The 26,015-nt window shown below is 72.9% G+C and carries 23 protein-coding genes; 11 read left to right on the top strand and 12 right to left on the bottom strand.

The genetic code is table 11. The features are described from left to right. Positions 1 to 4: 4 nt before the first annotated feature. On the bottom strand, positions 5 to 235 hold the full coding sequence (locus tag O2W20_RS05085) for a hypothetical protein (RefSeq protein ID WP_269170645.1): 231 nt from the start codon (positions 233 to 235) through the stop codon (positions 5 to 7). A gap of 961 nt (positions 236 to 1,196) precedes the next feature. On the opposite strand from O2W20_RS05085, the gene O2W20_RS05080 reads away from it, so the two are divergent. After that, a complete protein-coding gene (locus O2W20_RS05080; protein ID WP_269170644.1) occupies positions 1,197 to 2,138 on the top strand; it encodes an ABC transporter permease in 942 nt (313 codons plus the stop codon). A 3-nt stretch (positions 2,139 to 2,141) separates the two neighbouring features. Continuing rightward, complete coding sequence (locus O2W20_RS05075; RefSeq protein WP_269170643.1) at positions 2,142 to 3,332, top strand: ABC transporter ATP-binding protein; 1,191 nt, start codon at positions 2,142 to 2,144, stop codon at positions 3,330 to 3,332. A 129-nt stretch (positions 3,333 to 3,461) separates the two neighbouring features. Here O2W20_RS05075 and O2W20_RS05070 read toward each other — a convergent pair whose 3' ends face one another. Further along, entirely contained in the window at positions 3,462 to 5,099 is a 1,638-nt protein-coding gene (locus tag O2W20_RS05070; RefSeq protein ID WP_269170642.1) for a DUF4214 domain-containing protein, read from the bottom strand. Between the two features lie 628 nt (positions 5,100 to 5,727). Here O2W20_RS05070 and O2W20_RS05065 point away from each other — a divergent pair. Beyond that, positions 5,728 to 7,269 carry an LCP family protein gene (locus tag O2W20_RS05065; RefSeq protein WP_269170641.1) on the top strand — a complete coding sequence of 514 codons (1,542 nt, stop codon included), beginning with the start codon at positions 5,728 to 5,730 and terminating at the stop codon, positions 7,267 to 7,269. A 24-nt stretch (positions 7,270 to 7,293) separates the two neighbouring features. Here O2W20_RS05065 and O2W20_RS05060 read toward each other — a convergent pair whose 3' ends face one another. The 3 genes from O2W20_RS05060 to O2W20_RS05050 all read right to left on the bottom strand — a co-directional run bounded on the left by O2W20_RS05060 (position 7,294) and on the right by O2W20_RS05050 (position 10,197). Next, positions 7,294 to 8,574, bottom strand: a complete 1,281-nt coding sequence (locus O2W20_RS05060; RefSeq protein ID WP_269170640.1) for a lipopolysaccharide biosynthesis protein — start codon at positions 8,572 to 8,574, stop codon at positions 7,294 to 7,296. A gap of 73 nt (positions 8,575 to 8,647) precedes the next feature. Then, on the bottom strand, positions 8,648 to 9,631 hold the full coding sequence (locus O2W20_RS05055) for a decaprenyl-phosphate phosphoribosyltransferase (RefSeq protein WP_269170639.1): 984 nt from the start codon (positions 9,629 to 9,631) through the stop codon (positions 8,648 to 8,650). Between the two features lie 29 nt (positions 9,632 to 9,660). Then, positions 9,661 to 10,197 carry a phosphatase PAP2 family protein gene (locus O2W20_RS05050; RefSeq protein ID WP_269170638.1) on the bottom strand — a complete coding sequence of 179 codons (537 nt, stop codon included), beginning with the start codon at positions 10,195 to 10,197 and terminating at the stop codon, positions 9,661 to 9,663. A gap of 82 nt (positions 10,198 to 10,279) precedes the next feature. Here O2W20_RS05050 and O2W20_RS05045 point away from each other — a divergent pair, with 82 nt between their 5' ends. The 7 genes from O2W20_RS05045 to O2W20_RS05015 all read left to right on the top strand — a co-directional run bounded on the left by O2W20_RS05045 (position 10,280) and on the right by O2W20_RS05015 (position 15,954). After that, positions 10,280 to 11,083 (top strand): TIGR03089 family protein, encoded by an 804-nt coding sequence (locus O2W20_RS05045; protein WP_269170637.1) that lies wholly within the window; start codon positions 10,280 to 10,282, stop codon positions 11,081 to 11,083. Between the two features lie 41 nt (positions 11,084 to 11,124). Beyond that, entirely contained in the window at positions 11,125 to 11,922 is a 798-nt protein-coding gene (locus O2W20_RS05040; RefSeq protein ID WP_269170636.1) for a CoA transferase subunit A, read from the top strand. 1 nt (position 11,923) lies between these two features. Next, positions 11,924 to 12,592, top strand: coding sequence for a CoA transferase subunit B (locus O2W20_RS05035; RefSeq protein ID WP_269170635.1), 669 nt, complete (start codon positions 11,924 to 11,926; stop codon positions 12,590 to 12,592). A 16-nt stretch (positions 12,593 to 12,608) separates the two neighbouring features. Beyond that, positions 12,609 to 13,430, top strand: coding sequence for a DUF1028 domain-containing protein (locus O2W20_RS05030; protein ID WP_269170634.1), 822 nt, complete (start codon positions 12,609 to 12,611; stop codon positions 13,428 to 13,430). 484 nt (positions 13,431 to 13,914) lie between these two features. Then, positions 13,915 to 14,238: a TraR/DksA family transcriptional regulator gene (locus O2W20_RS05025; RefSeq protein ID WP_269170633.1), complete on the top strand. Its 324-nt coding sequence runs from the start codon at positions 13,915 to 13,917 to the stop codon at positions 14,236 to 14,238. 26 nt (positions 14,239 to 14,264) lie between these two features. Next, the gene (locus O2W20_RS05020; protein ID WP_269170632.1) at positions 14,265 to 14,645 is read left to right on the top strand and encodes an STAS domain-containing protein; all 381 of its coding nucleotides are present in this window, start codon (positions 14,265 to 14,267) and stop codon (positions 14,643 to 14,645) included. Positions 14,646 to 14,745: 100 nt separating this feature from the next. After that, positions 14,746 to 15,954: a PucR family transcriptional regulator gene (locus tag O2W20_RS05015; protein ID WP_269170631.1), complete on the top strand. Its 1,209-nt coding sequence runs from the start codon at positions 14,746 to 14,748 to the stop codon at positions 15,952 to 15,954. Between the two features lie 33 nt (positions 15,955 to 15,987). On the opposite strand, the gene O2W20_RS05010 is transcribed toward O2W20_RS05015, so the two are convergent. The 5 genes from O2W20_RS05010 to O2W20_RS04995 form a co-directional block, all read right to left on the bottom strand. Beyond that, complete coding sequence (locus tag O2W20_RS05010; RefSeq protein WP_269170630.1) at positions 15,988 to 17,142, bottom strand: acyl-CoA dehydrogenase family protein; 1,155 nt, start codon at positions 17,140 to 17,142, stop codon at positions 15,988 to 15,990. A gap of 319 nt (positions 17,143 to 17,461) precedes the next feature. After that, complete coding sequence (locus O2W20_RS05005; protein WP_269170629.1) at positions 17,462 to 17,938, bottom strand: IS66 family transposase; 477 nt, start codon at positions 17,936 to 17,938, stop codon at positions 17,462 to 17,464. Between the two features lie 103 nt (positions 17,939 to 18,041). Further along, positions 18,042 to 18,536 (bottom strand): class I SAM-dependent methyltransferase, encoded by a 495-nt coding sequence (locus tag O2W20_RS22750; RefSeq protein ID WP_442928932.1) that lies wholly within the window; start codon positions 18,534 to 18,536, stop codon positions 18,042 to 18,044. Positions 18,537 to 19,402: 866 nt separating this feature from the next. Then, positions 19,403 to 19,906, bottom strand: coding sequence for a 5-(carboxyamino)imidazole ribonucleotide mutase (gene purE, locus O2W20_RS05000; protein WP_331254099.1), 504 nt, complete (start codon positions 19,904 to 19,906; stop codon positions 19,403 to 19,405). Positions 19,907 to 19,917: 11 nt separating this feature from the next. Continuing rightward, the gene (locus O2W20_RS04995; RefSeq protein WP_269170627.1) at positions 19,918 to 21,123 is read right to left on the bottom strand and encodes a 5-(carboxyamino)imidazole ribonucleotide synthase; all 1,206 of its coding nucleotides are present in this window, start codon (positions 21,121 to 21,123) and stop codon (positions 19,918 to 19,920) included. Between the two features lie 101 nt (positions 21,124 to 21,224). Here O2W20_RS04995 and O2W20_RS04990 point away from each other — a divergent pair, with 101 nt between their 5' ends. Continuing rightward, positions 21,225 to 21,773 carry a GtrA family protein gene (locus tag O2W20_RS04990; protein WP_269170626.1) on the top strand — a complete coding sequence of 183 codons (549 nt, stop codon included), beginning with the start codon at positions 21,225 to 21,227 and terminating at the stop codon, positions 21,771 to 21,773. Between the two features lie 73 nt (positions 21,774 to 21,846). Here the strand turns inward: O2W20_RS04990 and O2W20_RS04985 are convergent, their stop codons facing one another. Together O2W20_RS04985 and O2W20_RS04980 are read right to left on the bottom strand one after the other, a co-directional pair. Further along, a complete protein-coding gene (locus O2W20_RS04985; protein WP_269170625.1) occupies positions 21,847 to 24,807 on the bottom strand; it encodes an AAA family ATPase in 2,961 nt (986 codons plus the stop codon). Then, positions 24,804 to 25,952, bottom strand: a complete 1,149-nt coding sequence (locus O2W20_RS04980) for an exonuclease SbcCD subunit D (protein WP_269170624.1) — start codon at positions 25,950 to 25,952, stop codon at positions 24,804 to 24,806. The genes O2W20_RS04985 and O2W20_RS04980 overlap by 4 nt, the downstream gene beginning before the upstream one ends. Positions 25,953 to 26,015: the final 63 nt, after the last annotated feature.

Raw genomic sequence — 26,015 nt, 5'->3', positions numbered from 1 at the left:
TCGACTAGGTCAGTTCACGGATGGGCGCCCCGGCCGGCCTGGCATGCAGGGTGGACCCGGTGGCCGATCCGGCCAGCAACGGTGCGATGACCTGCTGGATGGAGTCGGACAGGAAGACGAGCAGGGCGGCGGTGTCGACGGGGCCAGCGACCTGTCCACCGAACATCCGGTTGTAGCAGCGTTGCCCACCCGATGCGGCCGGGAGCGCCGCCACGCTCCCACCGCGCAGCGCCATCGTGCTGGCACTGTGCCCTGGGTGGCGGCCGACGGCCCGACCGTCCGGCAAGCCGTCCGTGACCGGCGCCCCACCGACCACAGGCGCCACCCACGTCACGGGCTGCGGACCCGCACGTAGCGCCCGCCGCCCTTACCCGCGGCGACTCCGGCGATCCGCGGCACGACGAGGGGCCTCCAGGCGCTGGAACAGGAAGACGGGGACCGAGTGACGTGGTGCTGGCCGGCCACCGGAAACCGGCTTCCGCCGGCGCCGGCCGCGCAGGCACCCGCACGTCCAGGGCGCCACCTTAGAGCAGTGGCGGCAGCACCCAGGGGCGGGCGGAGGACCACCGCCCACTTGAGCCGGTCGGCCTGCGTCGGTCGAGGCCCTCACGGCTGCTCCCTCAGGCCGCTGCGCCCGACCCCACGCCTAGGGCCTGGGCGTGGACGCTGCGGTCGGCCGCACGGTCGCCACCGAGGCCGCAGCTCTCTCGGCCACGTCCCCGCCCCGTGGACCGCGCGTCCCCAGGTGCAACGGACGGCACCGTGCGACCTGCCCCCGTCGAGCGACTCACGTACCGCCCCACCGGCGGGGGCTCGCGGGACACGTGGGACAGGACGGGCCACCGGTCGCAGATCACCGGGATGAACATGATCCGCACCCCCTCGACGCGTACAGTCCCCGAAGACGACAGTCGGCCCAGAGCGGGCACGAGACGACCGGCGACCTCGACTGCAAGGGGGCTGAACCGAGTTCTGGTGGGCGCAGGTCCTCACCTCGAACCCGGTGTCACCGATGCGGCCTCGCCCCAGTACGTCATCGGCAGCGACGACGACGGTAGGCCTGCCGCGATTCACTCGCCCGCACGCCGCACGGCCCCCGCCAGGAGTTCTGAGTCGGTAGCGGATGAACGCAGCAACGGGAACTCACGCCGACCACGTCTGCAGAATGCTCGTGCTAAGTCTGGAGTTGGAGTGAGATGAGCAGCGATACTGAACAGCTGCGTCCGGCCGCCGCCGGCTCGGCGGCGGACGAGCGGATGCGGCGCCTTGCCGAGGAGCCGCTGGAGTCGGCCGGACCCGCACATGGGTTCCTCAAGGGCACACTCAAGTCCGTCAGGGACCTCGCCGCCTACCGTGAGCTGCTCGTCCTGCTGGTCCGCCGGGAGCTAAAGGCCCGGTACAAGGACAGCACGCTCGGGTTCTTGTGGAGTCTGATCAGGCCCCTCACGATCCTGCTCGTCTACTACGTCGCAATCGGCAAGTTCCTCGGCGCTGAACGCTCGATCCCCGAGTTCGCCATCTACATTTTCACCGGCCTGATCGCCTGGCAGTTCTTCGCCGAGGTCGTCTCTGCAGGGACCGGGTCGATCGTCAACAACGGTGGGCTGATCAAGAAGGTCTATCTCCCCCGGGAGGTCTTCCCGCTCAGCGTCGTCGGCTCGGCCCTCTTCACCCTCGCGACCCAGTTCATCGTGCTGATCGTCGCGCTGATCGTCACCGGTTCCATACCGACCGGTTCCCGACTGCTCTTCGTGCCGCTGGCCCTCGCCGTGCTGCTGGTCTACGCCACGGCCTTCGCCCTGGTGCTCTCCGCGGTGAACGTCTACCTGCGCGACGTGGCCTACCTGGTCGAGATCAGCCTGACCGTGCTCTTCTGGCTCTCCCCCGTCGTGTACAGCTGGGAGCTGGTCCGTTCGGCCATCGACGACGGGTTCCTGCAGAACCTGTACCTGGCCAACCCCGTGACCTCCGCCGTCCTGGCCATGCAGCGCGGCCTCTGGGTGGCCGGCACCGATCAGCCCTTCCCGGACGCGCTGGGCGCCCGACTGCTGGTGATGCTGGGCATCGGTGTGGTCCTGCTGTGGCTGGCCCAGCGCGCCTTCGCCCGTCTCGAAGCCAACTTCGCCCAGGAGATCTGACCCGTGGCCGACAGTCCGACCGTCGTGCGAGTGCACGACGTCTCCAAGCGGTTCGTCATCCGCAAGGACAAGTCGCTCAAGGAGCGACTGGTCAACGCAGGGCGGTCCCGACGGCACCGGGAGGACTTCTGGGCCCTCCGCAACGTCGACCTGGAGATCTCCGCCGGCACCACCGTCGGTCTCATCGGCCCGAACGGCTCCGGCAAGAGCACCCTGCTCAAGACGATCGGCGGCATCCTCCAGCCCACCTCGGGCACGGTCGAACGACGCGGACGCCTCGCCGCCCTCCTGGAGCTGGGCGCTGGGTTCCACCCCGACCTGACCGGCCGGGAGAACGTCTACCTGAACGCCTCGATCCTCGGATTGTCCCAGCGCCAAACGGACGAGTACTTCGACGCGATCGTCGACTTCTCCGGCATCGAGCGCTTCATCGACACCCAGGTGAAGTTCTACAGCTCGGGCATGTACGTCCGGCTGGCCTTCGCGGTGGCGGTGCACGTCGACCCCGACGTGCTGCTCGTCGACGAGGTGCTGGCCGTCGGCGACGAGCCCTTCCAGCGCAAGTGCCTGGATCAGATCCGCTCCTTCCAGAAGGAGGGGCGCACGATCATCTTGGTCACCCACGCACTCGACCAGGTGGTCGACCTCTGCGATCGGGCGGTGGTGCTGGAGAACGGGCGGGTCGTGGTCGACGGCGACCCGGCTCTCGCCGCTCGGACGCTTCGCGCAGACTTCGAGGTGGTGCGGCAGGCCGAACAACGCACGGAGCTGGCCCACGAACCCCAGCACCACGCCACGGTGACCGCCGTCCGCCTGATCGGCGACGACGGCTCACCCATCACCCAGATCGCACCTGGGGACGACCTCAGGGTCCAGGTCGACGTGGAAGCGGCGTCGACCCTCGACGACTGGGTCCTGGGCGTGGGCATCGACACCCCTTCCGGCCAGAGCCTGTACGGCACCAACACCCAGTTGATGGGGACCAGAATGCCGCCCTTGACCGGGCGTGGGACGTTTGAGGTCCAGCTGCGCAACGTGTGGCTCGGCGGGGGGCAGTACGAGGTCCACGGGGCTCTCGCCGTGTGGGCCGGGCCCGAGATCCACCGCCTGCCCCAGGCGGCGTCCTTCAGCGTCACCACCGACGGGCGGTCCGTGGGCTTCCTCGGCGCCGAGCCGAGCCTCGCCTCCTCCTGACCACCCCCTGCCCACCCGGTGAGGCAGGCGCAGCCGCCACCGGCGTCCGCGCACGCAGCCCCGCCGGCCCCGGTCCGGAACGCGACGACGGGCCCCGAGCACGTGCCCGGGGCCCGTCGTCGCGTTCGGTCAGGGGAACCGCAGGCCGGACCGGGCGAAGTACTCCCAGCTCGCGACCACCTCCTCGCGGAGCTGCTCGTCACCCGATCCCATGATCACGTCGAGCCAACTGGTCTGCTCCGCAGGGCCGGCCGTCCGGCCGAGGTAGTACTGGTAGACCTGGTCGACCCGCCGCTTGGCCGCCTCGACCGATCCCCACACCGACCTGATCACGGCCTCCGGACCCGAGCGGCGACGGACGTCGGCCCAGTAGCCGACCTCCCACGTGCTCGCACCGCGGTCGAGAGCCGCGCGGTAGATGTTGTCCACGAAGGCCGTGTCACTGCTGCCGCCCCGGAGGTAGAACTCCGCGCTGGCCATGAGCGCCGGTCGGAGGTCGTCGATGCGCACGGCGCCTCCCGCGATGGCGCTCATCCAGGTCGCCACGCCGCTGGGGTCCGGCGCCCGGTCGAAGACCTGCCTGTACGCCAGCGTGATGGACAGCATCCGGTACTCGGAGGAGTTGGAGAACCCCCGGGACACCACGCGCCGGTCGACTCCCGCGATCAGGGAGCTGGTCCATCCTCCCAGGCCGACGTCATCGGGCCCGCGGTTCATCATGTCCTGGTACAGGGCACGCACGAAGGCGGCCTGCCCTAGGCCACCGGCCACGGAGGCGCGGATCGCCGGCAGCCGGGCGAAGCCGTACCTGCCCGGGCAGACAGTGCTGCCCACCTCGCGATGGGCGAAGATGGTCGGCAGTGGTCTGCTGTTCAGCACCGTGGTCCCGCTCGGATCGACCCCGTAGAGCGAGAACTTCCACGCGATGATCGCCGACAGCGCATCGACGGTCGCCTGCGGGACGTCCACCTTGTCGTAGTTGCCCAGCATCGACACCCCGAACGTGCCGGAGTTGTAGCTGAGCGCGTGGGCACCGATGACCGTGGAGCTCAGTCCCCCGTACCGACCTTCGAAGATCCGGCCGAACTTGTCGACGATCACGTTGTAGCCGATGTCGCCCCAGCCGCGCGTGACACTGTGGTAGGCCTGGATGGACCGCAGGATCCTGGGGACGTCGGCCGCTGCGTAGTCGTTCCTGTCGGCGGTGTGGTGGACGGTCGCCGCCTTGATGGTCGACGCGTACTTCGGCGTCCAGTTCATGATCGCCTCGTTGGCTCCCCACTGAGCGCGGGTGACCACCGGGGGCATCGCCACGGCCGCACCGGCCTGGCTGACCGGCGCCGCGGACGGGAGGCTGTCAGCCTCGCTCGTGCCCGGGTCGATCATGGTGACCCGGACGTCCTCGGGAACGGCCCCGCCGGCGCCCTGCACGATCACCTCGACCCCGGTGGCCGGGCCCGTCCAGTAGGGGGCGGTCCCGGCGCGCACCTCCTCGTCGGCCCCTCCGGTGCCCGGGGTCTGCACCACGCCCTCCGACTCGAGGGTCGTCCACTCACCCCACTGGCCACCTTCCGAACGGACGCGGACCTGGACCACGACGTCCACGACCGCCGGCGTCTCACGCCAGGTCACCCCGACGCTCTCGAAGAAGCCCGCGTCCGGGTCGGAGACCGTCAGCACCGGCACGCCCTGCAGTTCGTCCCCCGAGGCGACGACGGCATCCGCGTCCAGCTCGGCGTCCGCCGCGGCGACCGGAGCCTCAGACACCGGAGCCTCAGACACCGGAGCCTCAGACACCGGAGCCTCAGACACCGGAGCCTCAGACACCGGAGCCTCGGCGACCGGCGCCGTCGCCTCGGCCTCCGTCACGCCGTCCGGTGCGACGACCCCGTCGGTCGCCACGACAGCGACATCGGTCGGGTCGAGCACCGAGCCCAGGGCGATCTCCTGGATCTCGGACTCGACCGGGTGCGGTGAAGGAGCGGGGGCGGCGTAGACGGGCAGCGCGAGCAGCGTTCCCGTCAGCGCCAGGAAGGCGACTGAGGCGACTGGCAGTCGGCGCACGATGGGAGTCCTCCGATGAGCGGGTACGTCCGTCAGCGGTGATGCCGGCGGTGGTGACGTTGAGGTCATCGGCAACGCGGCGTGCCTTCTGAAGCCGCTGGTGCGAGAAAGCACCACGACCCGGCCCACCTCGTCTCCCGCCACCTGCTGGTTGGGGGCCGTGCGCTTGATGTGACAGAGCGGGGATGAGTGACAGAACGACGCGATGACGCCTCCTCAGCTGCCCGGTCGTCCCGGTGACGGCACGTATCGTCGCCACTGACGCCTGGTCCGGGTCTCGAGACTGCTGAGCGGCTAGACCGAGCCGGCCCGCCCGACGTGAGGAACGACTGTGACCTACAGCGACGACCACCCTGCTGGCAGCTCCCGGCCACTGCCCCCACGTCTCGACCCCCGCGCCGGCCGGGCGCCGCGGCACGTGACCGGCTCGGCGGACCGGGCGGCCCACGGTGGGCACGGCCGACTCGCCGCCAGCGGCCGGGTGGTGGCCGGGCTGCTCTCGTTGGTGCTGCTGGTCACGAGCGGTTGGGGTTGGTACCTCGGCCGCGTCGCCGACGCCAGCGTCAACCGGACCAACGCCATCCCGACGTCGGGCAACGACCAGGTCGTCGGCACGGGCGAGGCGATGAACCTGCTGCTGGTGGGCAACGACAGCCGCGCAGGTGCCACGGAGGAGGAGCTGGCCCTGCTCAACACGGAGGCCAACGCCGGGCTGAACACCGACACCATGATCTTGGTGCACGTCCCCGCGGACGGCTCTGCGGCGTCGTTCGTCTCCTTCCCCCGCGACTCCTACGTGAAGATCCCCGGCTACGGCTGGGACAAGCTGAACGCCGCCTACGCCTACGGTGGGATGGAGGCGCCCGAAGGCGCCTCCGACGCGGCCGTGCAGGCGGCGGGGGCGCAGCTGCTGATCCAGACGATCAGCTCGCTCACCGGCCTGCGGATCGACCACTACGCCGAGGTCGACCTGCTGGGCTTCTTCCAGCTGTCGACCGTGGTCGGCGGGGTCGAGGTCAACCTCTGCGAACCGGCGAAGGACAGCTTCTCCGGCATCGACCTGCCCGCCGGCGTGCAGACGATCAGTGGCGAGCAGGCGCTGGCCTTCGTGCGCCAGCGGAAGGGCCTGCCGCGCGGCGACTTCGACCGGATCATCCGGCAGCAGACCTTCATCGCCGGCATGATCCGCAAGATGCTCAGCGACAACGTGCTGCTGGACCTCGGCAAGCAGCGCGAGCTGGTCGAGGCCGCCGCCGACGCGCTGACCGTCGACCAGAACCTGAACCTGTTGCAGCTGGCGCAGCAGATGCAGTCGGTGACGCCGGGCAGCATCGACTTCCAGACCGTGCCCTACGTCGGCGACGACGAGGACGACGCGGGCCGCTACATCCTCCGGCTCGAGGACGAGGACGCCTTGCACGCCTTCTTCGCCGAGCTCAACGCCGAGCCCGAGCCGGAGCCGGCAGTGGCCGAGGCAGCGCCGGCCGGGGCCCCGGAGGTCGTCAGCCCGGCCGACGTGGACGTGGAGGTCTACAACGGCTCCGGCATCTCCGGTCTGGCGAGCAGCGCCGGCAACGACCTGACGGCGGCGGGCTTCCAGGTCACCGGGACGGCGAACGCCGACTCGATGGACTACGAGGTGACCGAGATCCGGCACGCCGCCGGGGACGAGGCGCTGGCGGCGGCGCTGGCCGCCCAGGTCCCGGGCGCGGTCACCAAGGTCGTCGACGACGCGGCCAGCGGTACCGTCCAGCTGGTGCTCGGCGAGGACTTCAACGGCGTCGGGCAGGCACTGACCGCCCCTGCGGCGCCGGCGCCCACGACGGAGGGCGAGGACCAGCGCACCGCGGCTGACACCGGCTGCATCAACTGACCGGGCCGCCCAGAGCGGGCGGGATCAGTGACTTGCGGCCACCGCAGCCAGGAGCCGGGAACGGGCGGCGGTGGCCGCCAGCAGCGCGGCCACGCAGGAGCCGACGATCAGCGGGACGGTGATCCGCAGCACGAGGTCGTCCAGTGCCCACAAGGACAGGCCACCGGCGACCAGTCCGGCGAGCCAGCTCCCCGCCATCTGGGCGTGGCCGGCCAGCGACACCGTGATGTCGGAGGCGGCCACGGCGAGCATGAAGATCCCGGTGCCCACGCCCAGCAGCGTCATCGCCCCACGGGAGACACGGAACTCCGGCCCGAACATCAGCTCGACCAGCCAGGGCCCCAGGGTCGCCGAACCCACGGCGGCGACCGTCCCGAGCACGGCGACCACGCCGACCAGCCGCCGCACCGCCTGCCGCAGCGCCACCGTGTCACCGTTGAACGCGAGTTCGGCGATCCGCGGGATGACGAGGCTCTCGACCGACTGGAACAGGAAGATCGGGATCCGGGTGACCGTGACCGCCGCCAGCAGCTGTCCGGCCAGGACCGCCTGGCCGGGGGGCGCGAGGGCCCGAGCGACCAGGACGCCGCTGTAGAGCAGGGTCTGCAGCGCGACCGCGCCGGCGATGAGCATGCCGGCCGAGCGCAGGAAGTGCAGTGCTCCCCCGTCGGCGAACAGGCCGACCCCGGTCCGGGTGACGCCCGCCAGCGCGGACCCCAGGGCGGCGAGACCGACGACCGCCGCCAGCGCAGCCGGCCCGGGGTCGGCCACGACGACCAGGGCGACCACCAGCAGCACCCGCAGCAGTGCCTCGGTGCCCAGGACCGAGGCGTACCGCCCGTACCGCCGCCCGGTCGAGAGCAGGCCGCGGACCGGGAACTGCGCGGAGTACCCCAGCCCGCCCAGCACCAGAGCTGCGGCCAGGAGGACGTCGTCGGAGAAAAACCCCGACAGCGCCGGCCAGCTGCCCAGCAGCAGGACGCCGAGCCCCGCGGTCACCAGCAGGGCGGCGACGAGCGCGGTGCTGCCCAACCGGCGCGGCCTGGTCACGTCCGGGGTGCCGACACCCCGACGGGCGGTCTCCTGCTCGATGGGGAGGTAGACGCCGGCGCCGAGGATGACCACCGCAGCCCAGAAGGCGGAGAAGGTGGCGTAGCCCTCCGGGCCCAGCTCACGGGCGACCAGGATCAGGTAGGCGTACGTCGCCAGAGCGGAGGCCCCGACGCCGGTGACCAGGCGGAGCAGCGGCACCACCACGGGCGCCCAACGAGTGCGCAGCGCCTGCCACCTGCTGACCACGACCATGTCGGAGGGACTCTAACGCCACGCTCCCGGGCCGGCACGCACCGTCCGGCGGGACCGGTGGGGCGCGCGCCGGTCAGCGGGTGAAGACGCCCACGCCCATCGTGGCGACCCAGAGGAGACCCAGCACCAGCAGCGTGCGATCAGCGAGGACGATCTCCTCCGGAGCGCCGGCGGCGCCCTTGTCGACGTCCCGCGCGTACCGCAGGATCGCCATCACGAACGGCGCGATGGAGATGGTCGCCCACGGCACGCCGTCCTGGGTCTCGGCCATCTCGAATGCCCACAGGCTGTAGGCCGTCACGGCCACACCGGCCGACAGGCTCCAGACGAAGCGCAGGTAGCTGGCCGAGTACTCCTGCAGCGTCTTGCGGGTGGCCGCCTCGTCGCCCACGAGGACGAGCTCGGAGTAGCGCTTGCCGGCGACCATGAACAGCGACCCGAAGGCGGCCACCAGCAGGAACCACTGCGACAGCACTAGGCCCGCGGCGACACCGCCGGCGATGCCGCGCAGCAGGAAACCGGACGCCACCACGGCCAGGTCGATGACCGGCTGGTTCTTCAGGAACACGCAGTAGGCGAGCTGGATGACCACGTAGGCGCCCAGCACCCCGGCCAGCTCCGGCCGGGTCAGCAGCACCGCGGTCGTCAGGGCGACGGCGAAGAGCACCACGGCCAGCGCCACCGCGAGCGGCCGCGGCACCAGGCCGGCGGCGATCGGGCGGTACCGCTTCTTCGGGTGCCGGCGGTCCTCCTCGACGTCGATCGAGTCGTTGACCAGGTAGACCCCGGAGGCCGACAGGCAGAACAGCAGGAAGGCGACCGCCGTCGGGCCCATGACGTCCGGGTCGAAGACCTCACCCGCAGCCAGTGGGGCGGCGAGCACCAGCCCGTTCTTCACCCACTGGCGCGGGCGCAGCGCGCGGACGACGCCCCACGGCCGCGATCCCCGGAAGCCGGGGGTGCGCGGCGGCGGCGGGACCTTGGCCGGCCCGGCGGTGTCGACCGCGGTGAGCGGGGCCGGCGCCGCCCCCACCGCGGTGGTCGGCGAGTCGGTCACGGGAGTCGAGTCGGGGTGCACGCTCACGGTCACGCCTTCCGGCCGGCGGTCGGGGTCATGCGACGTCGAACGACGGTGGCGACGCCGGCACCCAGGGCCGCACCGCAGAGGACGTCGGAGGGGTAGTGGACGCCGAGCAGCACCCGGGAGACCAGCATGGCGCCGGTGACCGCGGCCATGACCGGCCGGCCCACCATCGGGGCGAAGCCCACCGCCGCCGCGGCGGTGGAACAGCTGTGCGCGCTCGGGAAGGACAACCGGCTGGGCGTGGCCACCAGCGCCGGGACGTCGTCCAGCGCGGGGCGCACCCGGCGGACCACCCGCTTCACCACGACGCCGGCCCCGTGGGCAGCGACGACACCGATCACCGCGGCAGCCCAGTCGGCCCGGTCCCGGCCACGCAGCCAGCCGGCGGCACCGAGGGCGATCCAGCCGATCGCGTGCTCACCGAAGTGGGAGAGCCCCTGGGCCACCGGGACTGCCGGTGTGCCGCCGAGGGTCCGCCGCGTGGACCGGAGCAGGGAGTGGTCGAACCGGAGCAGCACGGTGCCAGGGGTTGCGCTCATCGAGGAGTGACTGTAGCTGCGCCCCGCCGCCCACACAGGCACGTGAAGGAGAGGTTCGTCGCGCACCTGTCACTCTGGTCCCGTGCCTCCCACCGCTCCCCTCACCCCGGCGGACCTGCTCGCCACCGCCCTCCGCCGGGACGCCGCGGCCCCGCTGATCACCTTCTACGACGACGTCTCCGGCGAGCGGACCGAGCTCTCCGCCACCACCCTGGCCAACTGGGTGGCCAAGACCGCCAACCTGCTGCAGGAGGAGTTCGACGTCGGCCCGGGCAGCACCGTCGGCCTGGCCCTGCCGGTGCACTGGCAGACGGCTGCGGTGCTGCTCGGGGTGTGGAGCTGCGGGGCCGCGGTCTGGGAGACCGCCGCCGAGGACGACGACCGGCTCACCGACGCCGACGTCGTGCTGGCCGACGCCGACCGGCTGCCCGCCCTGGAGGAGCTGGGCCTGGACGAGCTGCTGGGCCTGTCCCTGCACCCGCTGGGCATGGGGATGACCGGCTACACCGGCCCGGCCCGTGACTTCGCGCTCGAGGTGCGGGGCCACGGCGACGTCTTCGCCCCCTGGCAGCCGGTCGACCCCGCCGGGGTCGGTCTGGTGCTCGGCGGAGGCGAGCTGAGCCTGGCCGCCCTGGTCGAGACGGCGACCGAGCTGGCCGGGCGGCTGGGCCTCGTCGCCGGTGACCGGGTGCTGGTCGACCAGCAGGCGGCGACGGAGGCCGGACCGGTGGCGTGGCTGCTCGCGCCGCTGGCCGCCGGGGCCTCGCTGGTGCTCTGCCGCGCGGCCGCACCGTCCGGCCTGCAACGTCGCGCGGAGGCCGAACGGGTCACCGCTACGCTCGGGCTGAAGCTCGACGGGATCCGCGAGCTGGGCCGCCCCGCCTGACGCACCGCCTGCCCAGCCCTCGAACGGATGGTGGTCAGCGCATGGACAAGGTCGTCGCGAGCGCACGGGAGGCCGTGGCCGACATCGCCGACGGGGCCACCCTGTCGGTCGGTGGGTTCGGGTTGTGCGGGGTGCCGGTCGCACTGATCGACGCGCTGCTGGAGCAGGGCGCGAAGGACCTGACCACGATCTCGAACAACTGTGGGGTCGACGACCAGGCGCTCGGGGTGCTGCTCTACGCCGGGCGGATCGCCAAGACGATCAGCTCCTTCGTCGGCGGCAACAAGGAGCTGGCGCGGCTGTACCTCTCCGGCGAGCTGGAGGTCGAGCTGACCCCGCAGGGGTCACTGGCCGAGCGGCTCCGCGCGGGGGGCACCGGCATCCCGGCCTTCTACACCCCCACCGGGGTGGGCACCCTGGTGGCCGACGGCGGCATCCCGGTGCGCTACGACGCCGAGGGCAACGTGGTGGCCACCAGCGAGCCCAAGGAGGTCCGCCGGTTCGGCGACCAGGACTTTGTGCTGGAGACGGCGCTGACCGCCGACTTCGGCCTGGTCCGCGCGGCGGTCGGTGACCGGCACGGCAACCTGGTCTTCCGCGAGTCGGCCCGCAACTTCAACCCGCTGTGCGGCATGGCCGCGGCGGTCACCATCGCCGAGGTCGAGCGGCTGGTGGAGCCCGGGCAGATCCCGCCCGAGGCCGTGCACCTGCCCGGGGTGTTCGTGCAACGGGTGGTCGTCGTCGGCGACGAGGGGAAGCGGATCGAGAAGCGCACCACCCGCCCCCGCCCCGGCGCGGCCGCACCCGCAGCCGCCGGCACCGAGACCACGGAGGCCTGAGATGGCACTGTCCCGCGACGAGCTCGCCGCCCGGGTCGCCCTGGACCTGCAGGACGGCCAGTACGTGAACCTCGGCATCGGCATGCCCACCCTGGTGCCCAACCACATCCCCGACGGGGTGCACGTGGTGCTGCAGAGCGAGAACGGCGTGCTCGGCGTCGGCCCCTACCCCTTCGAGGGCGAGGAGGACGCCGACCTGATCAACGCCGGCAAGGAGACGATCACGATCCTGCCCGGGGCCAGCTTCTTCGACTCCTCGCTGTCCTTCGGCATGATCCGCGGCCACCACATCGACGTCGCCGTCCTGGGCGCGATGCAGGTCAACACCCGCGGTGACCTGGCCAACTGGCTGATCCCCGGGAAGATGGTCAACGGGATGGGCGGGGCGATGGACCTCGTGCACGGTGCCCGCGAGGTGATCGTGATGATGGAGCACGTCGCCCGCGACGGCTCCCCCAAGATCGTCGAGGAGTGCTCCCTGCCGCTGACCGGCAAGGGCTGCGTCGACCGCATCATCACCGACCTGGCGGTCATCGACGTCACCGAGGCCGGGCTGGTGCTCCGCGAGACCGCACCGGGCGTCACCGTCGAGCAGGTCGTCGCCGCCACCGGCGCCCCCCTGCAGGTCGACGGTGAGGTGCCCACCATGGCCTTGCCGGCCACCGTCTGACCGAGCCCCGGGACCGATGACCTTCTCCGTCATCGCCCGGGACGCCGCGACGGGCGACCTGGGCATCGCGGTCTCCTCCTGCATCCTGGCGGTCGGCCGGGCCGTCCCCACGGTCCGGCCCGGGGTGGGGGTGATCGCGGTCCAGGCGCGCAGCCGGCGAGGGCTGGGCAGCTCCCTGCTGGCCGGCCTGGCCGACGGCGCCTCACCGCAGGACCTGGTGCGCCGGGCCGCGCACGCCGCCGAGGACGCCGACCGGCAGATCGCCGTCCTGGACCCGGCCGGCCGGGTGGCCGCCGACACCGGCCCGGGGTCCCTGCCCACCAGTGGGCACGTGCTGGGCGAGGGGTTCAGCGTGCAGGGCAACATGCTCGCGTCCCCCGACGTGCTGCCGGCGATGGCGCAGGCGCTCACCGCGACCGGCGGGGCGCTGGCCGACCGGCTGATCGCCGCGCTGACCGCGGGGCAGGACGCCGGGGGCGACCTGCGTGGCCGGCAGTCCGCCGCGCTGCAGGTGGTCAGCGGGGCCCCGGCCAGCGAGGACGACGACGGAGTCCGGGTGGACCTGCGGGTCGACGACTCCGGCGACCCCGTCGCCCAGCTGCGCATGCTGCGCAACCTGCAGCGGGCCTACGACGAGCGCGACTACGAGACGCTCGCCGTCTTCGCCCCGGAGGGCGCCCGGGACCTGTACGCGGCGCTGGCCGCCTCCCGCCGCGGTGACCGGGCCGGAGCTCGCAGCGCCCTGGAGGCGGTCAGGAACCGGCCCGGCTGGTCCACGTGGCTCGCCTCGATGGCCGGCGACGCCCGCCTCTCCGCCGTCTCCCGACTGCTGGACTGAGGAGGCCGTCGCCCGGTCGCGCACCAGGACGCCCGCCCCTGGCGTGGGCACAGGGCAGCCGGTCCGGTGCCCGGGGTTGCCGGTGACCGGCAACTCCACCGCGATCGGGATGGCCGGTCACCGACCTGTCCCCCTCCCCGGTGTGCGGGCAGGCTCACCCCAGGTCCCCAGGTGCTGGGCGCTGTCCGTGACAGCTGGCGCCTGGACCTGCCGGCGACGAGGAGGTGACCGGGGTGTCCGCACCACACAGCGGTACGGCTGCGCTTCCCGTGCCACCCGGACGTCCTCGGTCGCCGGTCACCGGAGCCGAGCGGCTGGCCCTGGCGACGAGCCTGCGGGCGCGCGGCCTGCGTGGCCTGGACGTGCTGCGCCGCAGCCAGGACCGCGCGCCCCCTCGGCGCACCTGACCCACTGCGGTCCCCCGTTCCTCCTCGCGCGCCCCGATCCGGTGGGGCGTGCTCTCCGTCGTCCCCAGGAGCAGTCCATGCGCACCACCGCCACAGCCAGCGCCACACCCTCCGCGACCCCGGGGAGGGACTGGACGTCCTCCCGGGGGCTGCTGGAGGCCCAGCGCGCCGACTGCCTCCGTCAGCGCGAACTCGCCCTGGCCGAGACGGTCACATCGGTGCCCGACCCGGTCGCCCTCCGCCGGGCCGACAGCCTGCTGCGCACGATCGAGGAGATCGACGCGGCGCTGGACCGGATCGCGACCGGCAGGTACGGCGCCTGCGCGCACTGCGGATCGGCCATCCCCCCGGAGCGACTCGAGTTCCGCCCGTTCGCGGCGACCTGCGTCTCCTGCCTGTGACCACGCTGCCCGCGAGGAGCCGCCCCGTGTCCGCTCCGTCCGGCGCTCATGCCGTGCCCGACGACCCGGTGCTGTCCGTCATCGCCGTGCGCGGGGACCGGCCGGGCTGTGTCCTCGTCGACGTCACCGGCGAGGTCGACAGCGCCACCGCCCCACTCCTCCGGCTGTGCCTGGACAGCCAGACCGCCCAGCGGGACCTCCGCGAGCTCGTCGTCGACCTCGCGGAGGTCACCGTGCTGGGTGCCGCCGGCGTCACCGCGCTCTCCCGGGCACACCGTCGCTGCCGGCGGCGCGGTGCCCGGCTGGTCCTGCGGTGCGCCGGCCGGCGCTCCGTCCTGGACCCGCTCCAGCTGACCCGGCTGGGCTCGCTGGTGGGCGACGTCCCCTTCCCGCAACCGGACCGCTGAGACGTCGGTCGGCCCGGGCCACCACGGTCAACTGGGGGATGCTGGCGTTGCCGACGTCGGGCAACGGGATCCAGGGTGCCGGTGAGACGGAGGAGAGCCGATGACCGACGACCGGCAGCTCGGCGAAGGACCGGCGACGGGTGAGGACTGGCTGGACGCCGTGGCATCGTCGGCGGCAGCCGCCTGTTCCGCCCCGGTGGACCTCCTCGGCGACTACCTGCCGATGCTGGCCGACGCGGCGATCCACGGGCGTCGTCCGGCGCCGTGGGAGCTGGCCGCGGTCCGTGAACTGGGACGGCGAGCAGCGGCGCAGGGCGTCAGTGCCCGGGGTGCGGTGGACCTCTACCTGTCCGCGTCCTGGCGGCTGTGGCGGCAGCTGCCGGCGGTGGTGCGCTCGAGTGACCCGGAGAAGGTGCGCCAGGCCGGCGAGGCGGTGCTGCGGGTCCTCGACGACGCCGTCGGGGTCCTCGTCGACGGCCACCAGTCCGAGCGGCGGGAGATGATCCGCCACGAGGAGGCGCTGCGGCGTGGGTTCGTCGACGACCTGCTCCGCGGGGACGCCGACGTCGCCCGGATGGTCGCGCGCGCCGAGCCCTTCGGCATCGACCTGGGCAAGGCCCACCACGTGGCCCTCGCCGCGGTGCGAGGGCCCGAGGGGCCGGTCGACCGCGCGGCCATCGCGCTGGAGCGCGCCGTCGTGGACCGCTTCGGCGACCGGGACGTGCTGGTCGCCACCAAGGACGCGCGGGTGGTCGTCGTCGTGCCGGCGGGCAGTGCCACCGCGACCTCCCGGGCGGTGGACCTCGGTGCGCTGATCTGTGCCCAGCTCGACCAGGTCGACGGCGGCCGGCGCTGGCGGGTGGCCGCGGGGCGCGCGTTCCCCGGCGCCTACGGCGTCGCCCGGTCCTACGAGGAGGCCCGTGAGGCCCTCGTGTTCGCCGACCGGCTCGGCCTGGACACCGACGTCGTGCACGCCCGCGACCTGCTGGTCTACCGGGTGCTGGGCCGGGACCAGGCGGCGATCGCGGACCTGGTCGGCGACGTGCTGGGCCCGTTGCAGCGCAGCCGCAACGGGGCGGGCGTGTTGCTGGAGACCCTGCTGGCGTACTTCGACGCCGGGGACGTCGCCACCGAGGCCGCCCAGCGGCTCCACGTCTCGGTGCGCACCGTCACCTACCGCCTGGCCCGGGTCGCCGAGCTCAGCGGCTACAGCGTCGGGCGGCCCGACCAGCGGCTGTCACTGCACGCCGCCGTCCTGGGTGCCCGCCTGCTGGAGTGGCCGGCCAGGCCGCTGCCACTGGACACCTGACCCGGATCCGGCCGACCTCGACCAGCCGGCGATCTACCTCAGGAGGCTCCGGGCGATCACCATGCGCTGCACCTGGTTGGTGCCCTCGTAGATCTGGGTGATCTTGGCGTCGCGCATCATCCGTTCGACCGGGAAGTCCTGCGTGTACCCGGCCCCGCCGAACAGCTGGACGGCGTCGGTGGTCACCTGCATGGCGACGTCGGAGGCGAACGCCTTGGCCGCCGCGGAGACCCGGGTGACGTCGGGGCTCCCCTGCTCACCAGCCGCGGCAGCGACGTACACCAGGTGCCGGGCGGCCTGGATCTTCATGTCCATGTCGGCGAGCATGAACTGGACGCCCTGGAAGTCGCTGACCGCGGAGCCGAACTGGCGACGGTCCTTGGTGTAGGCCACCGCGGCGTCCAGCGCGCCCTGGGCGACCCCGACCGCCTGGGCACCGATGGTCGGCCGGGTGAAGTCCAGCGTCCGCAGCGCCGTCGTGAACCCGGTGCCGGGCTCCCCGACGATCCGGTCGGCCGGGATGGTGCAGTCAATGAAGTAGAGCTCGCAGGTCGGCGAGCCCTTGATCCCCATCTTCTTCTCCTTGGGCCCCACGGCGAAGCCCGGGTCGTCGCGGTGCACGACGAACGCGGAGATGCCCTTGGCACCCTTCTCCGGGTCGGTGACGGCCATGACCGTGAACCACTCGGAGACGCTGGCGTTGGTGATCCACGCCTTGGTGCCGTTGAGCACCCAGCTGTCGCCCTCGAGCCGCGCCCGGGTCCGCATCGCCGCGGCATCGGAGCCCGCCTCCCGCTCGGAGAGCCCGTAGCTGATCATCGCATCACCGACGGCGATCGAGGGCAGCACCCGCTGCTTGAGGTCCTCGGACGCCGACAGGATCACCGGCACCGAGCCGAGCTTGTTGACGGCGGGGATCAGCGAGGCGCTGACGTCGACCCGGGCGACCTCCTCGATCACGATGCAGGTGGCGATCGCGTCGGCGCCCTCACCGCCGTAGGCCTCGGGGACGTGCGTGGCGTGGAAGCCCGCCGCGGTGAGCGCCTTCTGCGCCTCCACCGGGTAGCGCGACTCGGCGTCCACCTCCGCGGCGAAGGGGGCGATCTCACGTTCGGCGATCTCGCGGACCGCCTCGCGGATCGCCTCGTGCTCCTCGGTCAGCCCGTACGGCCCAGCGTTGTTACCCACGAGTAGATGCTAGGCCCGCCGACGCCCGATCGACAGCATCCTCACCCCGCCGCGGGAGGTTCCCGGGCCCGCCGACACCGTGCCGGGTGAGCCAGACGGCAACCCCCGAGACAGGTGGCAGGCGGGACGGCGGCTTTGCGGGACCCCGTCGTGGACCCCAGGGCAGCCGGTGCCGCTCCTGGCCTCCCTCCGCGACCGCCCCCGTCCCTTCGCTGGTCGGGCTGCCGAGCAGGCGCCTCCAGGACGACGGCGGAACTTCCTGGACCTGCTGCACGCGTGGCCGTCGCCTCCTCCTGCTGCAGCACGTCGCGACCTGGCACTACCGTGCGGCACCGGCTCGGGGGATCCAGACGTTGCCGCTGCTCAGCTCGGCGAGCCCGTCGACGGAGCGGCGGCCGTGCTTGGCGGCGGTGGCCAGGTAGGAGCGCATGGCGGCGAAGTCCTGGGCGCCGGCGAGGGTGCGCATGCCGCCGGACGCCTTCCGTTTGATCTCGGCCTCACGGATGTCGCGCTCGGCGGCGTTGTCGTCGAACGGCACTCGTAGGTCGGTGGCGAACCGCAGGTGGTCATCGAGGCGTCGACGGATGCGGCGGGCCAGGGCCCGGTGCCGGTGCCGGCGGCCGACCGCACCGTCGGGGGCGGCCTGGGTGGTGGCGCCGATCAGCTCGGCGGAGATGACCCGGCCGCCGACGACCCGGGGCGGCGCTGTCCCGGCCGGCCGGGACTCGGCCGGGAGCGGCCGAACCCGATCACGAACGTGGCGACCGCGGGTGCGACCGCGGGCAGAGCCAGTCACCTGCCGCGCCTCGACGTCACCCTGGCCGCCTGACGAACAGGCCAACCGATCTGCCCGAGGTGACGAGCGGCAACGTCCGGATCCCCCGCCACCAGCTGAATGGTCACGTCGCCGGAACCGTCTGTGTCATTGCCGCTGGCGCAGGACGCCACGATGCGACAAGGGTTGCAAAGGTGGCACGTTCAACCTCGAAGAGGGGATCAAGCTCTTGTAGGCCTCGGGCACTGAAGAGCCAGTAAGCTTCGGGACTCCAGTGATGCTTGCCCACGATTGCGAAGGCGCGTCGCTGCCAGCGGCGGGGAAGCCAATGCAGGAGTGGCACCTGGGTGTGCGTCTCTACCGGGAACCAACGGTTTGGCGTCGTATGGAAGGCGCCCTTTCGCGCCACGCGACGGCTTTCGGCCAGCATCATCCGTCCGCGGTCAGGCCCTCCAACGTGCTCGATGACAGCGTTGCTGAACACGTAGTCGAAGGAGTTGGCCCGGAAAGGCAGGGCGCACGCGTCACCCCTGGTGACGGGGCACCCCAGAGCAGGATCGCCACGCCCATAGACAAGGGCATGGACGTCGGCGTATTGCGCCACGTCTCGTTCGACCATGTTGCCCACCCCGATCCCCGGCTTACGGAGGTTGCCCACCCCGATCCCCGGCTTACGGAGGGTGCTGACACCTACAAGGAGAACACTGCTTCCTGGTTGGATCTGTCGCCGTAGCCACTCCGCCTTGCGCGCCCGAGACCTCCGCGACACAGAGGCAGCCAATTTGCGCCGTCCTACATCCAACAGCTTGATCCGCATGGCAAGAACCTATGCGCCCATGCCCTCAAAGCCCCGAACTGTGACGGCAAGTAATCACCCGCCAACCGGATGCTGCACCGGTGCGACCCGTTTTCTCGTGATACCCAGGCATATCGCTTCGTGACCATCCAGGTGGTCGCTGGCGTTCGTAGCCGGGATCGCCGTTCGGGTCTGAAGGATCGGTCAAGACCGCCCCGGCCTACGAGCAGCTGGTAGCGCTGGTGACCGCGCATGAGCGGACGATCACCCAGCTGCAGGCGCGGATCTCCGAGCAGGACGCGCGGATCGCCGAGCGGGACCCGGAGCTCGCGGAGTTGACGCGGCGGTTGGCTGCCTCGTCGCAGAAGTCCTCCAAGCCCCGGGCTCGGCCCAGCCTGCGACCCCACGGGAACGCGCAGCCTGGTCGCGATGGTGACCGCGTGGTTCGCCGCCTACGCGGTCTTGTGCGCGGGCATCGCGCTGCGGAACCGCCGCGTGCCCTGGGCGCTGCGCGAACTCGGCGTCCTGAGCTACTCGGGTGCCTCCTCCAGGCCGTGGCGCCCCTCGCCGTCCCGGCGCTGGCCTCGGCGGCGCTCAGCGTCGCCGTCTGGGTGGGCGCGGTCATGCTGTTCAGCGTGCTGACATGCCGGTTCGTCGAACTGCCTGCGGTCGCGCTGTGGCGACCCGGCTCAGCGCGGCGGGAGACGGTCCTGCAGCCGGGCGTCCCGCTCGACGACCGAGTCGGCCAGCTCGGCCTGGAACCGCTCCACGGCCGCGCGCAGCACGTCGTCACCTGCCGCCAGGATGCGCACCGCGAGGAGGCCGGCGTTGCGGCCACCGCCGATCGACACCGTGGCCACCGGGACGCCCGCCGGCATCTGCACGATGGACAGCAGGCTGTCCAGACCGTCGAGCCGGTCCAGCGGCCGGGGGACGCCGATGACCGGCAGCGGCGTCGCCGCGGCGATCATCCCGGGCAGGTGCGCTGCTCCCCCGGCCCCGGCGATGACCACGCGCAGGCCCCGCAGGTGCGCGGACTCGGCGTAGTCGAGCATCCGCCGTGGGGTGCGGTGCGCGGAGAGGACATGCGCCTCCCACGGGACGTCGAACTCGGTCAGCGCCTGGGCGGCCGGCTCCATCATCGGCCAGTCGGAGTCGCTGCCCATGACGATGCCGACGATCGGGTCGTTCACGGTGCCACTCCTCAGTGCTCGGTCTCGAAGGCGAACGCGGGGTCGACCACGCCGTCGGCCAGGTACCGGGCCGCGGCCACCGCGCGGGCGCGCACCTCGGCCAGGTCCACGCCCAGTGCGGTGACGTGCCCGAGCTTGCGGCCGCGTCGCTGGCCCTTGCCGTACCAGTGCAGCTTCACGTCGGGCCAGTGCGCCATCAGGTGGTGCATCCGCTCGTCCAGACCGGGCCCGTCCCAGCCGTCGTCCGCGGTGGCGCCGCCGAGCACGTTGGCCATCACGACCACCGGCGCGGTCATCGCCGTGGACCCCAGCGGGTAGTCCAGGACGGCGCGCAGGTGCTGCTCGAACTGGCTGGTCCGGGCGCCCTCGATGGTCCAGTGCCCGGAGTTGTGCGGGCGCATGGCCAGCTCGTTGACCAGCACACCGTCGGCGGTCTCGAACAGCTCGACGGCCAGCATCCCGACCACGCCGAGCCGGTCGGCGATCCGGACGGCGAGTTCCTGGGCGGCGATCGCCAGCTCCTCGGACAGGCCGGGCGCCGGGGCGAGCACCTCGTTGCAGACGCCGTCCCGCTGGATCGTCTCGACCACCGGCCAGACCGCGACCTGGCCGAACGGCGAGCGGGCCACCTGCGCCGACAGCTCACGGACCATCGCCACCCGCTCCTCGGCGAGCAGGGTGCCGTGCCGCTCGAGGAGCTCGGCGACCTGGTCGGGGCCGGAGACGACAAAGACGCCCTTGCCGTCGTAGCCGCCCCGCGGTGTCTTCAGCACCACCGGCCAGCCGACGCCGTCGGCGAAGGTTGTGACGTCGTGCACCGTGGAGACCTCGGCCCAGGCCGGCTGGGGCTCCCCCGCCTCGGCCAGCGCCCGGCGGAGCACCAGCTTGTCCTGGGCGTGCACCAGGGCGGCAGGACCGGGGGCGACCCGATGGCCGTCGGCCTCCAGCGCACGCAGGTGCTCGGTCGGCACGTGCTCGTGGTCGAAGGTGACCACGGTGGCGCCCGCGGCGAGGCGCCGGAGGTCGGCGAGCTCGTTGTGGTCACCCAACTGCACGTCGGCGGCCACGAGGGCGGCGGACTCGGCCGGGTCAGCGGCCAACACCCGCAGCGACTGCCCTAGTGCGATCGCTGCCTGCTGGGTCATACGAGAGAGCTGACCGCCACCGACCATCGCCACCACGGGCAGGCCGGTGACTGGGTGCAGAGGTGCGTGCATGGTGCCGTCAGCCTAGTGACTGCGTGGCATCCGCCTGCGCTGACCAGCACGTGCCCACCGTTCGCCGGGCCGGGACGCGCCACCATCCCTAGAATCGACCGGTGCGTTCACCCCGTGACCTCCTGAGCGGGGTCAGCGCGACAGCGAGCCTTCTGGGCAAGGAGCTGGGGGCCTTCGGCGTGGTCGGGGCCATCTGCTTCCTGATCCAGGTCGGCTGCTTCCAGCTGCTCTACGCACACCTCGGCGTGGGAGCGGTCACCTCGAACGCGGCGGCCACCGTCATCTCGATGACCGCGGCGTACGTGGGTCACCGCTACTGGTCGTTCTCCCACCGGGCCCGCTCGGGCGTCGCGCGCGAGTACCTGCTCTTCGCCGCGATCAACGGCGTCACGCTCCTGCTCGGCCTGGCCGTGGTCGCGGTGGTCCGCTACCCGTTGGGACAGGACAGCGCCCTGGTGCTGCAGGTGGCCAACGTCTGTTCGATCGTCCTGGGCACGGTGATCCGCTACCTGGCCTACCGCCGCTGGGTGTTCCTCGCAACCGTGGACGCAGGTCTTGACCGCGACGGGCTCTCCCCCGTCGTCCCAGAGCAGCCGCAGCCTGCCGGACCGACCGAGCAGACGGAGCGCCGCGCCCCGCTGTCCAGCTGACCCTGCGGGCAGCCCAAGGGCTCCGTGGGCGGGACCGGCCGCGGTCTGCGTCCGGGACCCGACCGGGCAGAGCTCAGGCCGCCAGCCGGGAGCCATGTCGCCCGGAGACGACCTCCAGGCGGCTGCTGATCCTGGTCCGCAGCTCCTCGACGTGGCTGATCACCCCGACGGTCCGGCCACCCCGGCGCAGTTCGTCCAGAACGGTCATCACCGCGTCCAGCGACTGCGGGTCCAGGGTGCCGAAGCCCTCGTCGACGAAGAGGGTGTCGATCCGGACCCCACCGCTCTCGGCCGTGACGACGTCGGCCAGGCCCAGGGCCAGGGCCAGGGAGGCCATGAAGCTCTCGCCGCCGGAGAGCGTCTTCGTCGGTCGCCGAGCGCCGGTGTACTCGTCGAGGACGTCCAGGCCCAGCCCTCCCCGGGCCCCGTGCCGACCCTGGGCGTCGCTGTGCAGGAACGTGTACCGGCCGCCGGACATGTCCCGCAGCCGCCGGCTGGCCACGGCCGCGACCTGCTCCAGCCGGGCGGCGAGCACGAAGGACTGCAGCCGCATCCGCAGCGTGTTGGCCCCGCGGCCGTTGACCAGGTCGGCGAGCGCGGTGACCTGCTCGGCGCGGGCCCGACAGTCGTCCAGCTCCACCTCGATCTCGGTGAGGTCAGCGGTGAGCGACTCGAGGGCGTCGGCGCAGCGCCGCACCTCGGCGAGCGCACCCACGGCGGCCTCCCGGGTACGGGTCGCACCGCGGCAGCCGGCGGTGAGCGCGTCCAGGTCCGGCCGGGGTGCGAGGTCGGCCAGCTCCGGTTCGGCGAGCGTCGCGGTGACCACCGACCACCGCTGGTCGTGCTCGGCCACCCGCCGACCGGTCGATGCGGCGGTGGCCCGGTCCAACAGTGCCCCCGCGGCAGCCAGCAGGTCGGGGAACCCGGCGTCGGCGACGCGTTCCTCGGCGAGCCGGCGAGCCGCGTCGGCCGCCGTGCGGGCGCGCAGTTCCGCGCCCTCGGTGTCCACGAGCGCCTCGCACCGTTCGGCCTCGGCGGTGAGGCGGGTGATCCGGGCGGCGATGCCGGGGTCCGCGCCCTGCGCGGCGAGCAGCCGCTGCTGCACCGTCGCGAGCGTCTCCTGTGCTGCCGCACGCTCGGCGGTCCGCCGCGCCAGCTCCTCGCGGGCCGCGGCAGTGGCTGCCGAGGCAGCGTCCCGTTCGGCGGTCAGCGTGGCCAGTGCCCGGCGTGCGCCGTCCAAGGTGCCTGCCCTGGTGCGCGCCTGCGCCTCCTGCTGGGCCGCCTCGGCGAGCGCGTGCTCCTTGTCGGCCAGCGGCTCCGGTCCTGCCTGGGCACGGAGCACCGCCAGCTCCCGGTCGGTCTCCTCCAGCGTGGTGCGCAGGTCGGCGAGCCGGGCCTCGGCAGCTTCCGCCGCAGTGCGGGCGGCGTCCTCGTCGGCCTGGGTCACCACTGGACCGTCGTGCTGGGCCAGCCGGGGGTGCTCCAGCGCACCACACACCGGACAGTCGTGGCCGTCGGCCAGCGCGGCGGCGAGCTCAGCGGCCATCCCGTCCAGCCGCCGGGTCCGCAGGTCGCCCCACGTCTCGCGGGCGTCCAGCCAGGCCTCGCGGGCCGCGTCGACGGCGCTGCGCTGCGCGTCCTGCCGACCAGCCAGTTCACCGGCCGCCCGGGCCGCGGCGAGGGCGGCACGCCGACCCTCGAGCACGGCGGTCAGCCCGGGCAGGCTCGATGCCGCCTCCGCGGCCTCGACGACCCGGGCCTCCTGCTCGGCCAGCCGGGCCGGCCACTCCAGCGCGGCGGCCTCGTCCTGGGCGCAGCGGGCGTGGAGGGCATCGACCCGGCGAGTGGCCTGGCCGACCAAGCGAGCCAGCTCGGCGGCGCGGTCGACGTCGGGCAGCAGGGCCCGCAGTGCGGCGATCTCGTCCCGCAGCGCCCGGGAGAGCACCGTGTCGGCCGGACGACCGGCGGCCACCGCAGCCCAGCGGTCGCGGGCCGACGCCAGGTGGTCCGCAGCACCCTCGGCGTCCAGTGCCGCACGACCAGCCGCCTCGAGCACGTCCCGGACCGGCTCGGCCCGACCCCCGGCGTCCAGCGCCGCACGCAACGGCAGCAGGTCCGCCGCCTCGGCCTCCAGCCGGGCGAGCTCGGCCCGGGCCCGGTCGCGCCGGTCGTGCCGGTCCAGCTCGGCTCGCGCGGTGGCCAGCACGGCGTCGACCCGCTCGACCTCGGCGGCTGCCCGCTCTGCCTCCTGTTCCCGGTCGGCCAGCCGCGTCGCCACCTCCGCCCGGACGCGCTGCACCCAGGCGCCGGCCGAGGCGTGCGGCGTGGCGCCGACCAGCTCCGGCGCCAGCTCCTCGGGCACCTCGACGTCGGCCACCTGGGCCACCCGGGCCAGCAGGGTGCTGGCCCGCAGCCGCACCTCGTCCCACTGCCCGCGCGCGACGGTGCGTTGGTCGGCGAGCCAGTCCTCGATCCGGGCGAAGCGCCCTACGTCGAAGAGCGTGCGCAGCAGCCGGCCGCGGTCCTCCGGCTCGGCCCGCAGGAACCGCGCGAAGTCCCCCTGCGGCAGCAACACCACCTGGCAGAACTGCTCGGCCGACAGGCCCAGCCGGCTCCGCAGGTGCTCGGAGCCCTCGTCGATCCGGGTGCTGACCGGCTCCCAGCCGGCGGTCGTCCACCGCTGCACGGTCAGCTTGGCCTGCTCGGTCGTCCAGCCGGTGCCGCGCCGTTTGGGCCGCTGCTGCTCGGGCCGGCGGACGACCAGCAGCCGTTCCCCGCCGAGCGTCACCTCGCAGGTCACCTCGGTGCGCACCTGCTCATCGGCGTGGTCGCTGCGCAGCCGCTTCTCCTCCCCGCGCGCCCCGGGGACCGTCCCGTAGAGGGCGTACACCACCCCGTCGAGCAGCGTCGTCTTCCCGGCCCCGGTCGGGCCCCAGAGCAGGAAGAGCCCGTCCCGGCCGACGTCATCGAGATCGACCTCGACCCGGTCGGCGAACGGCCCGAAGGCGGTCAGGGAGAGCGAGTGGACCCTCATGCCAGCGACTCCTCGTGCGCGGCCGCAGCCAGCGCACGGCCCAGCAGCTCGAGCTCGGCCGGAGTGGCGGCCACCGCGCGGACGTGGGCGACGAACTCCCCGGCGACCTCCAGGTCGCTGCGGCCGGCCAGCCGCTCGGTGTAGCTGCGCTGGTCACCGGCGGTGCCGGTGCCGGCCCACTCCAGGTGGACCGCATGCGGGAAGCGACCCTGCAGCTGGCGCATCGGGTCGGCCGGCCGGACCGCGTCGGTGAGCTGGGCGGAGACGAAGTGCTCGGTCACCGCCTCCAGCCCCGGGTCGGCGAGCAGCGCGGCGAGCTCGCCGCGCAGCACGGTCAGCTGGCGGGGCGCCGGGAGCGGGACGGGCCGCACCTCTGCCAGCCCGTGAGCATCGAGGTCGACCAGCCAGGCCTGCTTCTGCTGGCCGGCCTCGCCGAAGGAGTAGGCCAGCGGCGAACCGCTGTAGCGGATCCGGTCGCTGAGCGACTGCGGCCGGTGCAGGTGCCCCAGCGCGACGTAGTCGACGCCGTCGAAGATCGCGGCGGAGACCAGGTCGACCCCGCCCACGCAGATGTCCCGTTCGCTCTCGCTGGGGAGCCCGCCGCCGACGAAGGCGTGCGCCAGCACCACCGATCGGGTGCCCGGGCGGAGGAACAGATCGGCCCGGACCCGGTCCATCGCCGCGCCCACGACCGCCTCGTGGCCGCGCGCGTCGGTCAGCCCCAGCTCGTGCCGGGCCACCTCCGGCTCGAGGTACGGCAGGCCGTACAGCGCGACGTCACCGTGCTCGTCGCTCAGCAGCACCGGCTCGTCGAGCGTCGGCGTCACTGCCCGGACGTGCACCCCGGACCGGGCCATCAGCCCCGCGCCGAAGCCCAGCCTGCGGGCCGAGTCGTGGTTGCCCGGGGTGAGGACCACCTGGGCACCGGCGCTGCGCAGCCGCATGAGCACCCGGTCGAGCACCCCGGTGGCATCGGCCGAGGGGACGGCGCGGTCGTAGACGTCACCGGCGACCAGGACCACGTCGACGGACTCCGCCCGGACGGCGTCGGCCAGCCCGCCCAGGACCTGCTCCTGTTCGGCGAGCAGGTCGGTGCCGTGCAGGGAGCGGCCGATGTGCCAGTCGGAGGTGTGCAGCAGCCGCATGCCCGGGACGTTAGGTGTCCCCTCCGACAGAACCGTCCAGGCACGCCGTGACGGACCGGTCCG

It is taken from the genome of Modestobacter sp. VKM Ac-2982 (genome assembly GCF_026967935.1).
GTDB lineage: Bacteria > Actinomycetota > Actinomycetes > Mycobacteriales > Geodermatophilaceae > Modestobacter.
The sequence above is the reverse complement of the archived record's forward strand: the minus strand, read 5'-3'. Positions and strand labels throughout refer to the sequence as shown.

What these genes read in the sequence shown, in the direction of transcription:
- O2W20_RS05085 (WP_269170645.1), bottom strand. Translation starts at nt 235, where the DNA reads ATGGCGCTGCGCGGTGGGAGCGTGGCGGCGCTCCCGGCCGCATCGGGT.
- O2W20_RS05080 (WP_269170644.1), top strand. Translation starts at nt 1,197, where the DNA reads ATGAGCAGCGATACTGAACAGCTGCGTCCGGCCGCCGCCGGCTCGGCG.
- O2W20_RS05060 (WP_269170640.1), bottom strand. Translation starts at nt 8,574, where the DNA reads ATGGTCGTGGTCAGCAGGTGGCAGGCGCTGCGCACTCGTTGGGCGCCC.
- O2W20_RS05050 (WP_269170638.1), bottom strand. Translation starts at nt 10,197, where the DNA reads ATGAGCGCAACCCCTGGCACCGTGCTGCTCCGGTTCGACCACTCCCTG.
- O2W20_RS05040 (WP_269170636.1), top strand. Translation starts at nt 11,125, where the DNA reads ATGGACAAGGTCGTCGCGAGCGCACGGGAGGCCGTGGCCGACATCGCC.
- O2W20_RS05035 (WP_269170635.1), top strand. Translation starts at nt 11,924, where the DNA reads ATGGCACTGTCCCGCGACGAGCTCGCCGCCCGGGTCGCCCTGGACCTG.
- O2W20_RS05030 (WP_269170634.1), top strand. Translation starts at nt 12,609, where the DNA reads ATGACCTTCTCCGTCATCGCCCGGGACGCCGCGACGGGCGACCTGGGC.
- O2W20_RS05025 (WP_269170633.1), top strand. Translation starts at nt 13,915, where the DNA reads ATGCGCACCACCGCCACAGCCAGCGCCACACCCTCCGCGACCCCGGGG.
- O2W20_RS05015 (WP_269170631.1), top strand. Translation starts at nt 14,746, where the DNA reads ATGACCGACGACCGGCAGCTCGGCGAAGGACCGGCGACGGGTGAGGAC.
- O2W20_RS22750 (WP_442928932.1), bottom strand. Translation starts at nt 18,536, where the DNA reads ATGGTCGAACGAGACGTGGCGCAATACGCCGACGTCCATGCCCTTGTC.
- O2W20_RS04995 (WP_269170627.1), bottom strand. Translation starts at nt 21,123, where the DNA reads ATGCACGCACCTCTGCACCCAGTCACCGGCCTGCCCGTGGTGGCGATG.
- O2W20_RS04985 (WP_269170625.1), bottom strand. Translation starts at nt 24,807, where the DNA reads ATGAGGGTCCACTCGCTCTCCCTGACCGCCTTCGGGCCGTTCGCCGAC.
- O2W20_RS04980 (WP_269170624.1), bottom strand. Translation starts at nt 25,952, where the DNA reads ATGCGGCTGCTGCACACCTCCGACTGGCACATCGGCCGCTCCCTGCAC.